Here is a 16,947-nt window from a genome sequence, read left to right as displayed (position 1 = left end):
GCGTGACGATCGGCAGGCGAGCATCGCGTGATGTCCTCACTCAGGGTGTCCACGCCCTGGTTCGACGAGACCGGCGGCGAGAGTTCCTGGCTCCCGGGGGTATCTACCCCGGTGACAGTGGCGGGACCGCGCCGGATTCGCACCGGCTTCCTCTTCTGCCGCCGTAGATGGCTCCGGAAGTCCACCACGGGTCGCGACGGCCGTCAACTTGCCTGTGACCTGCGACGGGAGAGTGTGCGCAGGCCCACACACACCGAAGGTGCGCGACGGAGTTCCGTCGCGCACCTCAGGAGTCGAAGGCCGTACGTCAGGCCACGATGAGATAGATGCCGTAGGCCACGGCCGCCGTGCAGGCGGCGAAGCACGCGTAGGCGCCGGTGACCGCGAGCGCGGCCGAGTCGCCCTGCGCGACCGCCCGTTCGCGGCGCGAGAGGCCCGCGATGCCGAGGGTGAACAGGCCCACGAGGGCCACCGTGACCACGAGACTGACACCGAAGACGGAGCCGAGAGCCGCCCAGTCGATCTTCATACTGCTGCTTCCTTGGGTTGCCGGGAGGAGTGACCGGGAGTCAGACGCCGAGCTTGGTGGGCTCGGGTCCGCCGGCCGGAGCCGGGACGGTGACCGCGAGGTCCTCGGTCACCGTGCCCGTGGGAGGCGGGGTCACGGCGGCCATGGCGGTGGTCACCACGCCGGCCGGCTCGTCGTCGGCGATGACGTTGGTGTGGTCGACGACCTCGCGGCGGGAGATCTTCCAGATCGCGAAACTGGAGGCGACCAGGAAGACCGCGACGGCGGCGGTGCCCCAGGTGCCGAGGCCCGTCACATACTCGGCGAGCGCGGCGACCAGCGCGGCCGCCGGCAGCGTCAGACCCCAGGCGACGAACATCCGGGTGGCCGTGGACCAGCGGACCACACCGCCCTTGCGGCCGAGGCCCGCGCCCATCACGGCGCCGGAGACGGAGTGCGTGGTGGACAGCGAGAAGCCGAGGTGCGAGGAGGCCAGGATGACCGTCGCGGCGCTGGTCTGGGCGGCGAAGCCCTGCTGCGGCTGGAGGTCGGTCAGGCCCTTGCCCATGGTGCGGATGATGCGCCAGCCGCCGAGGTAGGTGCCGAGCGCGATGGCCAGACCGGCGGAGAGGATCACCCAGGTGGGAGGGTCCGAGTCGGGGGCGAGGGCGCCGCCCGCGACCAGGGCGAGGGTGATGATGCCCATGGTCTTCTGCGCGTCGTTGGTGCCGTGGGCGAGCGAGACGAGGCCCGCGGAGGCGATCTGGCCCGCGCGGTAGCCCTTCTTCGAGGCCTCGCCGTCGGCCTTCCGGCCGAGCCGGTAGGTGAGCCGCGTGGCCAGCAGGGCCGCGACGCCCGCGACGATCGGGGCGGCGATGGCCGGGAGCAGGACCTTGGTGACGAGCACGTCACCGTGGACGGCGCCGACGCCGGCCGAGGCGATGGCCGCGCCGATCAGGCCGCCCATGAGGGCGTGCGACGAACTGGAGGGCAGGCCCACCAGCCACGTGAGGAGGTTCCAGAGGATCGCGCCGACCAACGCGGCGAAGATGACCTCGGGACGGATGCCGGTCTCGTCGACGAGACCCTTGGAGATCGTGTTGGCGACCTCCACGGAGAGGAAAGCGCCCACAAGGTTGAGCACGGCGGACATGGCCACCGCGACCTTGGGCTTGAGCGCACCGGTCGAGATGGTGGTGGCCATCGCGTTGGCGGTGTCGTGAAAACCGTTCGTGAAATCGAACGCGAGCGCGGTTACCACCACGATCGCGAGGATCAGCGAGAAGTTTTCCATTTACCCAGGCAATCGTTCGAGGTCATTGGCTCGATGAACGTAGGAAACCTGAGTGAACGGAAGGTGAACTGGGGCGGGCCGCACGGTGTCCGGGACGGAGGGTTTCCCCAATGAACGGAAGCCCTCCGTCCGCACGGCCCGGGCGGGGCCCGGCTAGCGGCCCCGGGCGAACCTCTTGAGCTGCGTCAGCGACCCGTTGAAGAGATTCTGGTCACCCGGCAGGCTGCCGGCGTTGTCGTACTGCCAGAAGGTCCAGGCGCGCCATCCGGAAGGCAGTGTTCCGGGGCTCGGTGCATCGTAGCGGGCCACCCACCGCGCGTGGTCGCCGGCGAAGGCGCGGGAGGACCCGGTGCAGGTGTTCCACCAGTGGGCGGTGGTGTAGATCACCGGTCGGCGGCCGGTCAGCCGGCGCACCTCGTCGCTGAACGCCCGGATCCAGGAGACCAACGCCGTCTTCCGCAGCCCGTAGCACTTGTGCTTCTTGCTGTACGGGTTGTACTCGATGTCGAGCGCCGGCGGCAGGGTCCAGCCGTCGGGCCGCCAGCCGCCGCCGTTGCGCACGAAGAACGCCGCCTGCGCCCGACCCGAGGACCGGTCCGGCAGGGCGAAGTGGTAGGCGCCGCGCACCAGGCCGGCGGCGCGGGAGCCGTCGTACTGCTGGCCGTAGTAGGGGTTGCGGTACGTGTGCGACTCGGTCGCCTTGACGTAGACGAACCGGGCGCCCTTCGCCCGGCCGGCCTGCCAGTCGACGTTCTTCTGGTGCGAGGAGACGTCGTGGCCTCTCGGTTTCCCGGCGGCGGCGGCCGGGGTCCCGGCGAGGGCGGTGGCGCTCAGCGCCAGCACCGCCGCGCAGGCCGCCGCGAGACGGGAGCGGTGGGTGCGCCGGTCACGGCGACGGGACGGTTTGCGGGCACGGGCCATGGTTCCCCCCGGAATGGCGACGTGTGCGGCAAATCACCCGGAGATTATCCGAAGATCGTTGAACTCTGATCGATTGCACGCCAAGAAGGTGGACTGGGTGATATGTACCGCTATGCGCCCTCCCGGAGGTCGCCCCTCCGCCCTAAAGTGCCCCCGCGCACCGGCGACTTCGCGCACCGCGCCTGGCAGGATCGCCGTATGGCTGAGGAACGGTGGGAGCAGGGGGACGCACGGGAACCGCGGGACGAGGAGGTTCCGGACCGGCGCACGGTGCGGCCCGAGGAGGCGGCGGCCTGGGAGGCCCTGGTCGCGACGGCCCGCCGGACCGTCGCCGAGGGCCTCGTGGTCGGCACCTCCGGGAACGTCTCCGTCCGCGTCGGGGACACCGTGCTGGTCACACCGTCCGGCGTGCCCTACGACCGGCTCACACCCCGGGACGTCACGGGCGTCGACCTCGACGGCCGGCAGGTGCTCGGCACGCTGGTGCCGACCAGCGAGCTGCCCATGCACCTGGCCGTCCACGGCGCCACCGACGCCCGCGCGGTCGTGCACACCCACGCCGTCCACGCGACGGCCGTCTCGACCCTCGTCACCGAGCTCCCGCTGATCCACTACATGGCCGCCGCCCTCGGCGGACCCGTCCGGGTCGCCCCCTACGCGACGTACGGCACGCGCGAGTTGGCCGAGAACATGCTGCGGGCCCTCACCGGCCGCACCGCCTGCCTCCTGGGCAACCACGGCACCGTCGCCCACGGCGCCACCCTGGACCAGGCGTACGACCGCACGGCCCAGCTGGAGTGGATGTGCCGCGTCTGGCTCACGGCCTCCTCGGTCCCCGGCCTGACCCCGGCCCTCCTCTCCGAGGACCAGGTGGCGGAGGTGGGGGAGCGGCTGAAGGGGTACGGGCAGCGGGGCTGACACCGGGGCCGGGTCACCCCGCCCCGCCCTCCCACTGGCCGACCGACCCGTCGTTCCGGACACTGGACGGGTGCGCACTGTCCGAACGACGGCCGCAGCCGTCACCGTGGCCCTGGCCGCCGGCGCCGCGAGCGTCGCCGCCGGGCGGCTCGCCAGCGGCGCCGCCCTGACGGCACCGCCCGGCCGCCCGCTGCCCACCGAACCCCGGCTCACCGTGCACGCCACGGCCCCCGGGCAGATCGCCCTCACCCGCGACCTGGCCTCGCTGCGCCCCGGCACCTACGGTCTGGCCGGTGACGGCTCGCACGCCGTCGTCGGGCCGGTCCTCGAGACGGCGCGGCACACCGCCGACACCGTCGTCCGGCGCCTGGAGCGCGTCACCCACGGCGACCTCAAGCCCGGCGACAGCGTCTGGCTCACCCCCAACGTGTACGTCGGCAACCCCGGCGCCACCCTCGGCCTCGACCACGCCGACATCGACATCCCCGGCGAACTCGGTTCGCTGCCCGCCTGGTTCGTGCCCGGCGCCCGGGGCACCTGGATCATCGCGGTGCACGGCCTGGGCACCACCCGCGAACACGCCATGAACCTCATGCGGCCCCTGCACGCCCGCCATGTCCCGGTGCTCGCCCTCGCCTACCGCGGCGACCTCGGCGCGCCCCGCTCCCCGGACGGCCTGAACCACCTCGGCGAGACCGAGTGGCGCGACGTCGACGCCGCGATCCGCTACGCCGTCCGCTACGGCGCCCGCAAGGTCGTCCTGCTCGGCTGGTCCACCGGCGCCACCATGGCGCTGCGCGCCGCCGCCCGCTCCAGCCTGCGCGACCGGGTCGCCGGGCTCGTCCTGGACTCCCCGGTGCTCAGCTGGGAGACCACGCTGCGCGCCCTGGCCGCCGCCCGGCACACCCCGAGCGTCCTGCTGCCCCTCGCCGTCCGCGCCGCCCAGGGCCGCGCGAACCTCACCGCCGACCGCTCCGGCACCGACGCCCTCGACGGCGTCACCGTGCCCACCGTCGTCTTCCACGGTCCCGGCGACCGGGTCGCCCCCTGGACCCTGTCCCGCCGCCTGGCCCGCGCCCACCCCGGCCTGGTCACCCTGCACACCGTGCGGGACGCACCGCACGCCGCCATGTGGAACGCCGACCCGGAGTTCTACGAGGAGTCGCTGCGCCGCTTCCTGACCCCGCTGGTCTGAGAGACCCCTAGGCCGTGTCCGCAAAGTCCCGCCTGCCGTTCGACGCCCGGCACTCCCCCAAGCTCTTCGAGCAGGGGGTACCCCCAGAGCACGCACCGGACGCCGCTCGGCACGCCCTACGGGCGGACGACGCGACTTTACGGACACGACCTAACCGCGGCCGCGCCCCCGCCCGCTGCCGCGCCATTCCGTTTAAGGCCGTACCGCTGGCCTGTTCCCGGTGCCCGGGCACCCGTCGGACCCCTTGCGCGGCCCGCCCCCGGAGCCGCCCACGGCATTCCGTTTGGGTTTTCGGACCGTCAACCGGAAGACTGCACCCGTGACGTCCCGTATCCCGCGCGACTCCAGGCTTCGACTCGTCCGCCCGCGACCCCTGGCCGCCGCCCCCGGAGCAGTGAACCAGCGGCGCCCGCGCCGGCCCGCGCCCCGGCCGCCGGAGGGCACTCCGGCCCGCTCCGAGCTGGCCGGAACGGCACGCTCCCTGCTCGCCGGCGCGGTCCGTGTCGCCCTGTGGGCCGACACCGCCCTGCGGCCCGGCCGGACGAACGCGAACCCCGACGGCAAAGGCACCCTCTCCGACGAGACCGCCGAACGCGCGGCCCGCGCCCTCGGGCTGACCGTGACTCAGGTCCGCGCCGACTGGGACACCGCCCGGCTCGCCGGCCTCGTCGAGGTGCACGGCGACAGCGCCCGCCCCAGCTGGCGGCTGCGCGCCTGGGACCGTGACGACAGCGCCGTCCTGCGCGGCTGGGTCGCCCTCTTCGACGCCTGGTCGCTGGCCCACCCCGAGCCCGCCGACCTCGACCACGCGGCCGTCGCCGACGTCGTCTCGGCCCTGCCCCAGGTGCTGTCCTTCCTCCAGCTGTCCGCCGGACCCGTCCCCGTCGAGCAGCTCCTGGACCTCCTGGAGCAGCGCGTCACCGAGCTGCGCACCGAACGCTGCGAGATCCCCTACGGCCCCCAGCCCGAGCCGCTGCCCGACGCGAGACCCGCCGAGGACACCCCCCTCGCCCCGCTGCTCGACTGGGCCCTCACCGCCCTCGCCTCCGTCGGCGCCCTCACCTACGGCGCCGCCCAGGCCACCCTGACGCCGCTCGGCAGCTGGGCGGTCTGGGTCAAGCTGGAGCAGATCTGCGTGGCCGCCCAGAGCCCCGCCGGGAACTTCGAGCGGTCCGCCGAGGACATGCTGCGCGGCTGCGCCCAGCTGCGCCCCAACGCCGCCCGCGACGAGTACCGCGCCTGGCTCGCCGCCCGCCCCGTCGGCAGCGCCGTCACCGAGCTGCTGGCCGCCGCCCGCGGCGACGACGCCCTGCTGCGCGGCCTCGCCTTCGAGGCGCTGCGCGTCGTCGGCGCCCCCGCCGAACCCGATGTGCGCGCGGTCGCCGACGAGCCCGCCCTGCGTCCCTACGCCCTGCTGTGGCTCGCCGAGCACGACGGCGTCGACCCCGAGGACGCCCACGAGGTGCTGACCCGCGAGGAGGCCACCTGGCTGTGGGTCGACACCGCCGCCGCGGTCGCCGACCACGGCGAGGCCCCGATGCTCGTCCGGCACCTGGAGTCCGCGGTGCAGCCGACCGTGCCCGCCCTCCTCGACGAGGTGCGTGCCGTCGGCCACCCCCGCACCGTGCAGGTCCTGGTCGCCCTCGCCGCCGCGCACCCCGACCCGGCGCTCGCCAAGGCCGTGCGCCGCGCCGCCTTCCAGGTGCACACCGGGGGCAGCTGAGCCGGGCCAGCGCCCCTCAGCCGGGCGTCCCGGGGACGTAGGTGCCGAAACTCCAGACGTTGCCCTCCAGATCCCGGGCCATGTAGTCCCGGCCGCCGTAGTCCTGGTCGGTCGGGGGCATCAGGATCTCGGCGCCGTGCTCCACGGCCCGCCGGTGGTGTGCGTCGACGTCGTCCACGACGACGTACACCCCGGCCGGGCCCGCGCCCTTCATCGCCCGGTCGAAGGCGCTGCCGGTGCCCCGGGAGCCCAGCATCACCACCCCGTCGCCCTGCGCCAGTTCGGCGTGCACGACCTTGCCGTCGTCGCCCTCGTACACCGCGAGCGCGGTGAACCCGAAGGCGTTCGTGAGCTGTTCGACCGCCGCCTTGGCGTCCGTGTAGAGCAGCGTCGGGCTGATGCCCGGACGCCCACCGCCCGTACCCGCCATGCCGTCACCCTTCCGTGCCGTACGAAAACCGGCGGCCGTCGCCGCCGCCGGTGTGATGCATGACCCGTCGCCGGTCGTCCGAACCCGGGAAAAGCGCTTGCACGGCCCCGTTAGACTGGCCGCATGGCCATTCTCCTCGCGCATTAGACGGCGGGACTGTCCTCAGCCGCCCAAAACCGCCACCTAACCCCGCCCTGGAGTCTGACCGTGATCTCCGCCACCGGTATCGAGCTGCGCGCCGGCGCGCGCGTCCTCATCGAGTCCGCGACCTTCCGGGTCGCCAAGGGTGACCGCATCGGCCTCGTCGGCCGCAACGGCGCGGGCAAGACGACCCTCACCAAGTGCCTGGCCGGTGAGGGCATCCCCGCCGCCGGACAGATCACCCGCTCGGGCGAGGTCGGCTACCTCCCGCAGGACCCCCGCACCGGCGACCTCGACGTCCTCGCCCGCGACCGGATCCTCTCCGCCCGCGGCCTCGACGTGCTGATCCGCAAGATGCGCGACAACGAACAGCGCATCGCCAACGGCAAGGGCGCCACCCGCGAGAAGGCCCTCAAGCAGTACGAGCGCCAGGAGACGGAGTTCCTCACCAAGGGCGGCTACTCCGCCGAGGCCGAGGCCGCCACCATCGCCGCCGCGCTCAACCTCCCCGACCGGGTGCTCGGCCAGCCGCTGCACACCCTCTCCGGTGGTCAGCGCCGCCGTATCGAGCTCGCCCGCATCCTCTTCTCGGACGCCGACACCCTGCTCCTCGACGAGCCGACCAACCACCTCGACGCCGACTCGATCGTCTGGCTGCGGGACTACCTGAAGACGTACCGCGGCGGCTTCATCGTGATCTCCCACGACGTCGACCTGGTCGAGACGGTCGTGAACAAGGTGTTCTACCTGGACGCCAACCGCGCCCAGATCGACGTCTACAACATGGGCTGGAAGCTCTACCAGCAGCAGCGCGAGGCGGACGAGAAGCGCCGCAAGCGCGAGCGCCAGAACGCCGAGAAGAAGGCCGCCGCGCTCAACGCCCAGGCCGACAAGATGCGTGCCAAGGCCACCAAGACGGTCGCCGCCCAGAACATGGCCCGCCGCGCCGAGCGCCTGCTGTCCGGTCTGGAGGAGGTCCGCCAGTCCGACAAGGTCGCCAAGCTGCGCTTCCCCGAGCCCGCCCCCTGCGGCAAGACCCCGCTCACCGCCGAGGGCCTGTCGAAGTCGTACGGCTCCCTGGAGATCTTCACCGACGTCGACCTGGCCATCGACAAGGGCTCCCGCGTGGTCATCCTCGGCCTCAACGGCGCCGGCAAGACCACCCTGCTCCGGCTGCTCGCCGGGGTGGAGCAGCCGGACACCGGCGCGGTCATCCCCGGTCACGGGCTCAAGGTCGGCTACTACGCCCAGGAGCACGAGACCCTGGACCCCGACCGCACCGTCCTGGAGAACATGCGCTCGGCGGCCCCCGACATGGACCTCGTCGAGGTCCGCAAGGTGCTCGGCTCGTTCCTGTTCTCCGGCGACGACGTCGACAAGCCCGCCGGCGTGCTCTCCGGCGGCGAGAAGACCCGGCTGGCCCTCGCCACCCTGGTCGTCTCCTCGGCGAACGTCCTGCTGCTCGACGAGCCCACGAACAACCTCGACCCGGCCAGCCGTGAGGAGATCCTCGGCGCGCTGCGCACGTACAAGGGCGCGGTCGTCCTCGTCACCCACGACGAGGGCGCCGTCGAGGCCCTGCAGCCGGAGCGGATCATCCTGCTGCCCGACGGCGTCGAGGACCTGTGGGGCGCCGGCTACGCGGATCTCGTCGCCCTCGCTTGATCGAAAACGTGATCCACGGGCTATGGATCATTCGGCCCACGGGTGATCCACCATCTGTGTGAGATCTCCTCGTACCGAGGTGTGTAGTACATCGATTTCGCGCCCTCGTCGGTTATCGGCGGGGGCGCGCGCATGCCAGGACGCTGACCTGGGAATTCACAAATGAACCCGTTCGGCTGTACGGACGCGAGATCACGGAATTCCCTATTCCGTATGTGGGGACGCACTCCTGTCGTCACAACCATGTCTCACGGACCTTGCCGAATGGGTGGCCATGTAGCCCCGGAGGGGTGATCATGAGGAGACCAGAGCGCACTTCCCATGAGGAGGCACGGGTGGCCGAGACTCTGAAGAAGGGCAGCCGGGTGACCGGCGCCGCGCGCGACAAGCTCGCGGCAGACCTGAAGAAAAAGTACGACTCCGGTGCGAGCATCCGGGCACTGGCCGAGGAGACCGGCCGCTCGTATGGCTTCGTCCACCGGATGCTCAGCGAATCGGGCGTCACGCTGCGTGGGCGTGGCGGGGCGACGCGAGGCAAGAAGGCCGCATCGTCCTGATCCCGGGCGGTCCATCGTCTTCGATGGTGACCACCCGGCCGGTCCTCCCCTGAGCCCTTGAGGGGCCCGGCGGGACTCCGGATCGACCGGGTGGTTACTGTGCAGTCACTTAGTGGGTGCCTTCATCTCGGCATCCGCAGGCTGACCGCACGCATCGGAGGCACCCCATGGCTTCGCCCGACCAGGAACTCGCTCCCCTGCTCGACAAGGACAACGTCCGGCTCACCGTCGACGGCGCGATCGCGACGGTGACCCTGACCAACCCGGCCAAGCGCAACGCGCAGAGCCCCGCCATGTGGCGGACGCTCGCCGAGGCCGGGCGCGTCCTGCCGGGCAGCGTGCGGGTCGTCGTGCTGCGCGGTGAGGGCCAGTCCTTCTCCGCCGGGCTCGACCGCGCCATGTTCACGCCCGAGGGGATCGAGGGCGAACCCTCCTTCATCGACCTCGCGCGCAGCAGCGACGGCGAGCTCGACGCCGCGATCGCGGGCTACCAGGAGGCGTTCACCTGGTGGCGGCGCAACGACCTGGTGTCCATCGCCGCCGTGCAGGGACACGCCATCGGGGCGGGCTTCCAGCTCGCGCTCGCCTGTGACGTGCGCGTCGTCGCCGACGACGTGCAGTTCGCCATGCGCGAGACCAGCCTCGGGCTGGTTCCCGACCTGACCGGCACGCATCCGCTCGTCGGGCTCGTCGGCTACGGCCGTGCGCTGGAGATCTGTGTGACGGGCCGCTTCGTGTCGGCCGAGGAGGCCGTGACCAGCGGGCTCGCCAACCTCGCCGTGCCCGCGGACCAGCTCGACGACGCCGTACGGGATCTGGCCGGGGCGATCGTCGCCGCGCCCCGGGACGCCGTCGTGGAGACCAAGGCGCTGCTGCGCGGCGCCACCGACCGCACCTACGACGAGCAGCGCGGCGCCGAGCGGGCCGCGCAGGCCCGCCGTCTGCGGGACCTGGCCGGCCTCGGAGAGTGAGCCGCGCGCGGATCAGCCGGCGGAGGTGACCACCACGGCCACCGTCGGCCGGTCGGCGAGGGCCCGGCCCACCCGCTCGCGCACCTCCCGGGCCACCTCGACGGCCCGGTGGTCCGCCGCGACCGCCAGCTCGACACGCACATGCCGGTGCGGCAGGGCCGTTCCGTTCTGCCGCGTCTCGATGTGCACCGAACGGCCCAGCGCGCCGGTCAGCCCGGTGACCCCGGGCACCGCCAGGGCGACGGCCGTGACGCGCTCCTCGTCGGGGTTCGCGGGCCGCGCCGGGGGCACCGGCTCGGACGCCCGGGCGGACGCCGGGCCTTTGTCACCGCCGTCCTCGTCGAAGAGGGCCGTCACCCGCAGATCGACCTCGGTCACCGTCAGACCGAGGTGATCCGAGGCGGCCGACAGCGCCGCGCGCAGCCGGTCCGCCGTGACCGGCAGCGGCTCGGCGCCGGCCGCCGCGCACTCCGCCGTGATCCGCAGCGGCCCCGGCGGCAGGGCGCTCGGCGGGGGCGGCACGACCGGCTCGGCGGTGCCGCCCGGACCGGCCGGCCCGATCCGCAGCGCGCCCAGCCGGGCACCGCGCACCGGCTCCGCCGCGCGCCGCAGCACCGCCTCGGCCGCCCTCTCGAAGATCCACGCGCCGTCGCGCGCGCCGCCCAGCGGCAGCAGCCGTCCGAGTCCGGTCTGGCGCCGCACCGCCCGCTGCAACCGATCCGCCGTCGTCATTCCTCCAGCCTGCCGTATCCATGGCGCGGTATCCCGTAACCATGCTTACGGTGGTCGAGGGACGACGACCGAAAGGGACGGACGGCCATGACCGAGATGACGGAGCAGAAGATCCAGGGGGCCGGGCGCGGCACGGACACCGGTGCCCGGGGCAGGACCACCATCGCCGATGGTGTCGTGGAGAAGATCGCCGGAATGGCCACCCGCGACGTGGAGGGTGTGCACGCGATGGGCAGCGGCCTGTCGCGGACCTTCGGCGCGATGCGGGACCGGGTCCCCGGCGGCGGGACGGACAAGTCGGTCACCCGCGGGGTCAAGGCCGAGGTCGGTGAGAAGCAGGCCGCGCTCGACCTGGAGATCGTCGTCGAGTACGGCGTGTCGATCGCCGACGTCGCCCGTGACGTGCGCGAGAACGTGATCAACGCGGTGGAGCGGATGACCGGCCTCGAGGTCGTGGAGGTCAACATCGCGGTGACCGACGTGAAGCTGCCGGACGACGAGGAAGAGGAACCGGAGCGCCGCATCCAGTGAGCCACCGGGGCAGGGTCCGTGAAGGCGCCGAGAAGCTGAGGAGCGCACGATGAGCATGGCCGTGGTCGGCATGATCGCCGGCATGGCACTGGCCTTCGCCGGTTACTTCGGCGGATTCGGCGCCTTTTTGCTGGTGGCGGCCCTGGGTGCCGTCGGGTTCGCCGTCGGCCGGTTCCTGGAGGGGGACTGGGAGCTCGGCGACTTCTTCCGGCACCGCGACGAACGGCGGCGGTGACGGCCGTGAGCGGCGGTGCGACGGAGGTCCGCAGACCGCCGGCCGAGATCGCTCCCGGCGAGCGCGGCTCCCTGCGGATCGCCGACCGGGTCGTCGCGAAGATCGCCTCCCAGTGCGCCCGCGAGGCGGTCGGGCCGCCGGTCCCGGGCGCCGAACGCCCCTACGCCAACGTCGTCGTCGCCCACGACACCGTCCGCGCCCGGGTCCACGTCGAGCTCGACCACCCCACCGACATCGGCGCGCGCTGCGCGGCCGTGCGTCGCCATGTCGCCGAACGGGTAAGCGCGTTGGTGGGCATGGAGGTGACGGAGGTCGCCGTGCACGTCGAGCGGCTGCACCCGGCGGCCGCGCGTGTCGCGGCCCAGGGGAGGACGCGATGACCGAGTCCCAGGGGACCGACGGCGCCACCGAGCGGCTGCCGGTCCTGGAGAAGACGACCGGGTCCGGCGACTACGGCCAGTCGTCGTCGGCGGCCGACTACGAACTCCCGGCCCCCGCCGGTCGCGAGGGCCGCTTCTGGTCGGCGCGCCGGATCCCCGCCGCGCTCACCGCGCTGGCGGTGTTCGTCGTCGCCGGCTTCTTCCTGTACGACATCGTCTCCGTGCGCGCCGGCCGGCCCGGCATGCGCTGGCGCCGGGAACTGGCCGACCAGCTGGCCCACCGCCCCCTCGACGACACCTGGGTGCTGGTCGGCGCGGGCCTGGTCGCCGTTCTCGGGCTGTGGCTGCTCGTCCTCGCGGCCACCCCGGGACTGCGGCCCGTCCTGCCGATGCGGCGCACCCACGCCGACGTCCGCGCCGGGCTGCACCGTGACCTCGCCGCGCTGGTCCTGCGCGACCGGGCGATGGAGGTCTCGGGCGTCCAGTCCGTACGGGTCCGGGTGCGCCGCCGCAAGGCCGAGGTCCGGGCCGTCTCGCACTTCCGCGACCTGGACGAGGTGCGCGCCGAGCTGGACGCCACGCTCACCGAGACCGTGCGAGGCCTGGGCCTGTCCCGGAAGCCCGCGCTGTCCGTGCGGGTGCGGAAACCGGGACGGAAGGGGTGAGGGCCGTGCTCAGGACCGTGAACCGGGTGCTCGTCGGGCTCGTCGGACTCGTGCTGTTCCTGCTGGGCGGCTCGGTGTTCGCCGTCGGGCTGGGCGCGCCCGCGCCCTCCTGGTGGATCCACGACGACCGGCACGACGTGCTGCTCAGCGACGCGGAGCGGACCCGCTGGCGGGACGACGACTGGTGGTGGCCGGTCGTCATCGCCGCCCTCGCGGTGCTGGTCCTGCTCGCCCTGTGGTGGCTGACGGCGAACCTTCGCCGGCGCCGCCTCACCGAGGTCCTCGTCGACACCGGCGACGGCGAGGGCGCGCTGCTGCGGGGCCGCGCCCTGGCGGACGCCCTCGCGACCGAGGCCGCCGCCCAGGAGGGGGTGCAGCGCGCCCGTGTCCATCTGCGGGGCAGGCGCACCGCGCCCGAGACCCGGGTACGGCTCCGGTTGGAACCGCACGTGGACCCCGGGGCGGCGCTCGACACGTTCACCGAGGGGGCCCTCGCGCACGCCCGCAATTCGGCGGGCCTGGCGTCCCTGCCCGCGGAGGTCCGCCTCAGGGGTGTCAAGCACGGTGCGGAACGCGTCAGTTGAGCCCCCGCGGCCGTACGGCGCTCAGAAGCCGTGCCGCATACCGCCGTCCACCGGCAGCATGACACCCGTCAGATAGGAGGCCGCCGGGGACAGCAGGAACGCCGCCGCCCGGCCGAACTCCTCCGGACGGCCGTAGCGGCGCAGCGGGATCCGCGACTCGTTCGCCGCCCGGGTGGCCTCCGGGTCGGCGGACAGGCCGTCCAGCTCCCGCACCCGGTCGGTGTCGATCCGCGCCGGCAGCAGCCCCACCACGCGGATGCCGCGCGGACCCAGCTCGTCCGACAGGGACTTGGCGAACCCGGCGAGGCCCGGCCGCAGCCCGTTGGAGATGGTCAGCCCCGGGATCGGCTCGTGCACCGAGCCCGACAGCACGAACCCGATGACACCGCCCTCGTCGAGTTCGGCCGCCGCCGTGCGCGCGAGGCGGACCGCGCCCAGGAACACCGACTCGAACGCGGCCTGCCACTGCTCGTCCGTGTTGTCCGCGACGAACCCGGCGGGCGGGCCGCCGACGCTCACGAGGATGCCGTCGAAGCGGCCGAACGCCTCGCGCGCGGCGGCGACGAGCCGCTCCGGGGCCCCCGGGTCGGCGTTGTCGACGGCCACGCCGACGGCGCCCGGCCCCAGTTCGGCGGCCGCCGCGGCGGCCCGTTCCTCGTCCCGGCCGGTCAGGACGACCTTCGCGCCGTCGGCCACGAGTTCTCGCGCGGTCGCCTTGCCCAGGCCGCGCGTGGCACCCGTGACGACGTACACCCGGTCCTTCAGTCCAAGATCCATGGCCCCTATCCTGCCCCGCCGTCCCCGGACAGGGCGAGGGCGGTGTTCACCAGGCCGATATGGCTGAAGGCCTGCGGGAAGTTGCCCAGCTGGTGCCCGGCGACCGGGTCGTACTCCTCGGCCAGCAGGCCCACGTCGTTGGCGAGCCCCACCAGATGGTCGAACAGGTCGCGCGCCTCCTTGGTCCGGCCCGCCATGTGCAGGGCCTCCGCCAGCCAGAAGGAGCAGGCGACGAACGCGCCCTCGCTGCCCGGCAGCCCGTCGACGGACCGCCCCTCGGTGCTGTAGCGGCGCAGCATCCCGTCCTGGCTGAGCTCGGCGCGTACCGCGTCGATCGTGCCGATGACCCGGGGGTCGTCCGGCGGCAGGAAGCCGACGCGGGGGATGAGCAGCACGGCGGCGTCCAGCTCCGTGGAGCCGTAGGACTGGGTGAAGGTGTTGCGCTCGGCGTCGTAGCCGCGCTCGCACACCTCCCGGTGCACCTCGTCGCGGAACGCGCGCCAGCCCTCCAGGTCGCCGTCGAGCTGCGGGTTGTGCTCCAGCGTGCGCACCGCCCGGTCCGCGGCCACCCACACCATCACCTTGGAGTGCACGAAGTGCCGGCGGCCGCCCCGCACCTCCCACAGCCCCTCGTCGGGCTGTTGCCAGTGCGCGCGCAGCCACTCCACCAGGGCCACCTGGATCGCCCACATGTGCGGCTCGGTGGGCAGGCCGGCCTCCCGGGCCAGCGCGAGGGTGTCCATGACCTCGCCGTACACGTCGAGCTGGAGCTGGTTGACCGCCTCGTTGCCGATGCGGACGGGCGCGGAGCCGCGGAAGCCGGACAGCCAGGGCACCTCGAACTCGGGCAGCCGCCGCTCACCCGCGAGGCCGTACATGATCTGCAGGTCGGCCGGGTCGCCGGCGACCGCGCGCAGCAGCCAGTCGCGCCACGCCTCGGCCTCCTCCCGGTAGCCCGCCGACAGGCCGACGTTCAGGGTGAGAGTGGAGTCGCGCAGCCAGCAGTAGCGGTAGTCCCAGTTGCGCACCCCGCCCAGCTCCTCGGGCAGCGAGGTCGTGGCGGCGGCGACGATCCCGCCGGTGGGCCGGTAGGTGAGCGCCTTCAGGGTGATCAGGGAGCGGACCACGGCGTCGCGGTAGGGGCCGTCGTAGCGGCACTGCCCCGCCCAGGCGCGCCAGTCGCGTACGCTGGCCTCCAGCGCCTCGTACGGGTCGATCAGCGCGGGCCGCGGGCGGTGCGAGGGGTGCCAGGTCAGGACGAACGCGACCTTCTCCCCCTCCTCGACCGTGAACTCGGCGTGGGTGCCGAAGTCCTCGCCCCAGGTGTGCACCTGGGGTTCGCTGCGCAGCCAGACCGAGTCCGGGCCGGCGACGGCCACCCGGTGCCCGTGGGACTCGCGCACCCACGGCATCACGGCGCCGTAGTCGAAGCGCAGCCGCAGGGCGCTGTGCACGGTGACCCGGCCGCGCAGGCCCTCGACGATCCGTACGAGGTCGGGGGCCCCGTCGCGCTGGGGCATCAGATCGGTGACCCGGATCGCGCCGTCCGCGGTCTCCCACTCGGTGTCCAGCACCAGGGTGTCCGGGCGGTAGGCGCGGCGGGTACAGGGCCCGTCGACGCCCTTCGGCGCGATCCGCCAGTGGCCGTTGTCCTCGTCGCCGAGCAGCTTGGCGAAGCAGGCGGCCGAGTCGAAGCGGGGCAGGCACAGCCAGTCGACCGAACCGTCCCTGCCGACCAGGGCAGCCGTCTGCTCGTCGCCGATCAGGGCGTAGTCCTCGATACAGGGGTGCACGCAAGTGCGGATTCCCCGGGGTGCACACCGCCAATCAGGAGGAGGCACACGGAGTGACCGAAGTGACCGGTGCCACAGCCGCCGTCAGGGTGCCGGCGTCGTCACGGCGACGGGGTCCGTCTCGGCCGGCTCCGACGCGTCCGACGCCCGCTCCCGGGCCTCGCGGCGGGCCAGGATGAACCAGCCGAGCGGGACGCCCGCGGCGAACAGCCACCACTGGAGGGCGTACGCGTAGTTCAGCGCGGCGTTCTCGTCGCCCGGCGCGCCGATCGGCTCGGGGCTGTCGCCCTTCGGCTCGGGCGCCGTCTGCACGATGTAGCCGCCGAGGACCCGGGCGTCCAGGCGCTTGGCCTCCCGGGCGCTGTCGATCAGCATGACCTGCCGCTCGGGCAGGCCCTCGAGGTTCTTGATGCCGCTGGCCTCGGTCGTCCCGTCCGGCATCAGCCGGCCGGTGACGGTGATCCGGCCGGCGGGCGGCGCGGGGATCTTCGGGAAGGCCGTCTGGCTGGGGCCGTCGGCGGGGATCCAGCCGCGGTTGACCAGCAGCACCCGGCCGTCGGTCAGCACGAAGGGGGTCAGGACGTGGAAGCCGACCTTGTCGTCCGAGCTGACGCGCCGCCGGACGACCACCTCGCGGTCCGGGTCGAAACGGCCCACGGCGGTCACGGTCCGGTAGCGCTGCCCGGTGGTGACGGTGTGCCCCGGCGAGGTCAGCCGCTCCACCGGCACCGGCTTCGCCTCGAGGGCGGCGGCCACCAGGTCGTTGCGGGCGCGGCGCTCCTCGTAGCGGTGCATCTGCCAGAAGCCCAGCTCGATCATCGTGGGGATGAGAAGCAGGGCGATCAGCGTGAGGATCACCCACTGCCGGGACAACAGGAAGCGGTACACCCCACGACCGTACAACTCGGTCGAGGGGTGTCTTCACGC

At 73.2% G+C, this 16,947-nt stretch carries 19 protein-coding genes and 1 riboswitch; of the genes, 11 read left to right on the top strand and 8 right to left on the bottom strand.

Annotated elements, in window-relative coordinates:
• Nucleotides 1–61: 61 nt before the first annotated feature.
• Nucleotides 62–201, bottom strand: a riboswitch (cobalamin riboswitch).
• Nucleotides 202–307: 106 nt separating this feature from the next.
• From DC008_RS07450 to DC008_RS07440, 3 genes are all read right to left on the bottom strand, one after another.
• A complete protein-coding gene (locus tag DC008_RS07450) occupies nucleotides 308–529 on the bottom strand; it encodes a hypothetical protein (RefSeq protein ID WP_055621371.1) in 222 nt (73 codons plus the stop codon).
• Between the two features lie 40 nt (nucleotides 530–569).
• Nucleotides 570–1,802 carry an inorganic phosphate transporter gene (locus tag DC008_RS07445; protein WP_108706261.1) on the bottom strand — a complete coding sequence of 411 codons (1,233 nt, stop codon included), beginning with the start codon at nucleotides 1,800–1,802 and terminating at the stop codon, nucleotides 570–572.
• 153 nt (nucleotides 1,803–1,955) lie between these two features.
• Nucleotides 1,956–2,723 (bottom strand): lysozyme, encoded by a 768-nt coding sequence (locus tag DC008_RS07440; protein WP_108706260.1) that lies wholly within the window; start codon nucleotides 2,721–2,723, stop codon nucleotides 1,956–1,958.
• 198 nt (nucleotides 2,724–2,921) lie between these two features.
• On the opposite strand from DC008_RS07440, the gene DC008_RS07435 reads away from it, so the two are divergent.
• The 3 genes from DC008_RS07435 (at nucleotide 2,922) to DC008_RS07425 (ending at nucleotide 6,559) form a co-directional block, all read left to right on the top strand.
• On the top strand, nucleotides 2,922–3,641 hold the full coding sequence (locus tag DC008_RS07435; protein ID WP_108706259.1) for a class II aldolase/adducin family protein: 720 nt from the start codon (nucleotides 2,922–2,924) through the stop codon (nucleotides 3,639–3,641).
• A 70-nt stretch (nucleotides 3,642–3,711) separates the two neighbouring features.
• Nucleotides 3,712–4,836: an alpha/beta hydrolase family protein gene (locus DC008_RS07430; RefSeq protein WP_108706258.1), complete on the top strand. Its 1,125-nt coding sequence runs from the start codon at nucleotides 3,712–3,714 to the stop codon at nucleotides 4,834–4,836.
• Between the two features lie 319 nt (nucleotides 4,837–5,155).
• Nucleotides 5,156–6,559, top strand: coding sequence for a hypothetical protein (locus DC008_RS07425; protein ID WP_164492271.1), 1,404 nt, complete (start codon nucleotides 5,156–5,158; stop codon nucleotides 6,557–6,559).
• Nucleotides 6,560–6,575: 16 nt separating this feature from the next.
• Here DC008_RS07425 and DC008_RS07420 read toward each other — a convergent pair whose 3' ends face one another.
• Nucleotides 6,576–6,989: a VOC family protein gene (locus DC008_RS07420; RefSeq protein ID WP_108706256.1), complete on the bottom strand. Its 414-nt coding sequence runs from the start codon at nucleotides 6,987–6,989 to the stop codon at nucleotides 6,576–6,578.
• 207 nt (nucleotides 6,990–7,196) lie between these two features.
• Between DC008_RS07420 and abc-f the strand changes: the two genes are divergently transcribed.
• From abc-f to DC008_RS07405, 3 genes are all read left to right on the top strand, one after another.
• Nucleotides 7,197–8,795: a ribosomal protection-like ABC-F family protein gene (gene abc-f / locus DC008_RS07415; RefSeq protein WP_055621365.1), complete on the top strand. Its 1,599-nt coding sequence runs from the start codon at nucleotides 7,197–7,199 to the stop codon at nucleotides 8,793–8,795.
• A gap of 335 nt (nucleotides 8,796–9,130) precedes the next feature.
• Nucleotides 9,131–9,352, top strand: a complete 222-nt coding sequence (locus DC008_RS07410; RefSeq protein ID WP_004002281.1) for a helix-turn-helix domain-containing protein — start codon at nucleotides 9,131–9,133, stop codon at nucleotides 9,350–9,352.
• Between the two features lie 167 nt (nucleotides 9,353–9,519).
• Nucleotides 9,520–10,323, top strand: coding sequence for an enoyl-CoA hydratase/isomerase family protein (locus DC008_RS07405; RefSeq protein WP_108706255.1), 804 nt, complete (start codon nucleotides 9,520–9,522; stop codon nucleotides 10,321–10,323).
• 12 nt (nucleotides 10,324–10,335) lie between these two features.
• Here the strand turns inward: DC008_RS07405 and DC008_RS07400 are convergent, their stop codons facing one another.
• Nucleotides 10,336–11,055 (bottom strand): nucleopolyhedrovirus P10 family protein, encoded by a 720-nt coding sequence (locus DC008_RS07400; RefSeq protein WP_108706254.1) that lies wholly within the window; start codon nucleotides 11,053–11,055, stop codon nucleotides 10,336–10,338.
• Nucleotides 11,056–11,142: 87 nt separating this feature from the next.
• Between DC008_RS07400 and DC008_RS07395 the strand changes: the two genes are divergently transcribed.
• The 5 genes from DC008_RS07395 to amaP are packed head-to-tail and all read left to right on the top strand — an operon-like array spanning nucleotide 11,143 to nucleotide 13,450.
• Entirely contained in the window at nucleotides 11,143–11,586 is a 444-nt protein-coding gene (locus DC008_RS07395) for an Asp23/Gls24 family envelope stress response protein (protein WP_108706253.1), read from the top strand.
• A gap of 49 nt (nucleotides 11,587–11,635) precedes the next feature.
• Nucleotides 11,636–11,821, top strand: coding sequence for a hypothetical protein (locus tag DC008_RS07390; RefSeq protein WP_086866747.1), 186 nt, complete (start codon nucleotides 11,636–11,638; stop codon nucleotides 11,819–11,821).
• Nucleotides 11,818–12,201 (top strand): Asp23/Gls24 family envelope stress response protein, encoded by a 384-nt coding sequence (locus DC008_RS07385; RefSeq protein ID WP_108706252.1) that lies wholly within the window; start codon nucleotides 11,818–11,820, stop codon nucleotides 12,199–12,201. Before DC008_RS07390 ends, DC008_RS07385 begins: the two co-directional genes overlap by 4 nt.
• A complete protein-coding gene (locus tag DC008_RS07380) occupies nucleotides 12,198–12,866 on the top strand; it encodes a DUF6286 domain-containing protein (protein ID WP_108706251.1) in 669 nt (222 codons plus the stop codon). The genes DC008_RS07385 and DC008_RS07380 overlap by 4 nt, the downstream gene beginning before the upstream one ends.
• Complete coding sequence (gene amaP / locus DC008_RS07375) at nucleotides 12,863–13,450, top strand: alkaline shock response membrane anchor protein AmaP (protein WP_055621358.1); 588 nt, start codon at nucleotides 12,863–12,865, stop codon at nucleotides 13,448–13,450. Before DC008_RS07380 ends, amaP begins: the two co-directional genes overlap by 4 nt.
• A gap of 21 nt (nucleotides 13,451–13,471) precedes the next feature.
• Here amaP and DC008_RS07370 read toward each other — a convergent pair whose 3' ends face one another.
• From DC008_RS07370 to DC008_RS07360, 3 genes are all read right to left on the bottom strand, one after another.
• Nucleotides 13,472–14,227 carry an SDR family oxidoreductase gene (locus tag DC008_RS07370; protein ID WP_108706250.1) on the bottom strand — a complete coding sequence of 252 codons (756 nt, stop codon included), beginning with the start codon at nucleotides 14,225–14,227 and terminating at the stop codon, nucleotides 13,472–13,474.
• Between the two features lie 5 nt (nucleotides 14,228–14,232).
• Complete coding sequence (locus DC008_RS07365) at nucleotides 14,233–16,020, bottom strand: glycoside hydrolase family 15 protein (protein ID WP_108706249.1); 1,788 nt, start codon at nucleotides 16,018–16,020, stop codon at nucleotides 14,233–14,235.
• Between the two features lie 84 nt (nucleotides 16,021–16,104).
• Nucleotides 16,105–16,908, bottom strand: coding sequence for an SURF1 family cytochrome oxidase biogenesis protein (locus DC008_RS07360; RefSeq protein ID WP_108706248.1), 804 nt, complete (start codon nucleotides 16,906–16,908; stop codon nucleotides 16,105–16,107).
• Between the last annotated feature and the right edge of the window lie 39 nt (nucleotides 16,909–16,947).

Origin of the sequence: Streptomyces nigra, assembly GCF_003074055.1 — a bacterium.
Classification (GTDB): domain Bacteria; phylum Actinomycetota; class Actinomycetes; order Streptomycetales; family Streptomycetaceae; genus Streptomyces; species Streptomyces nigra.
This window is presented reverse-complemented; position numbering and strand designations above follow the sequence as displayed.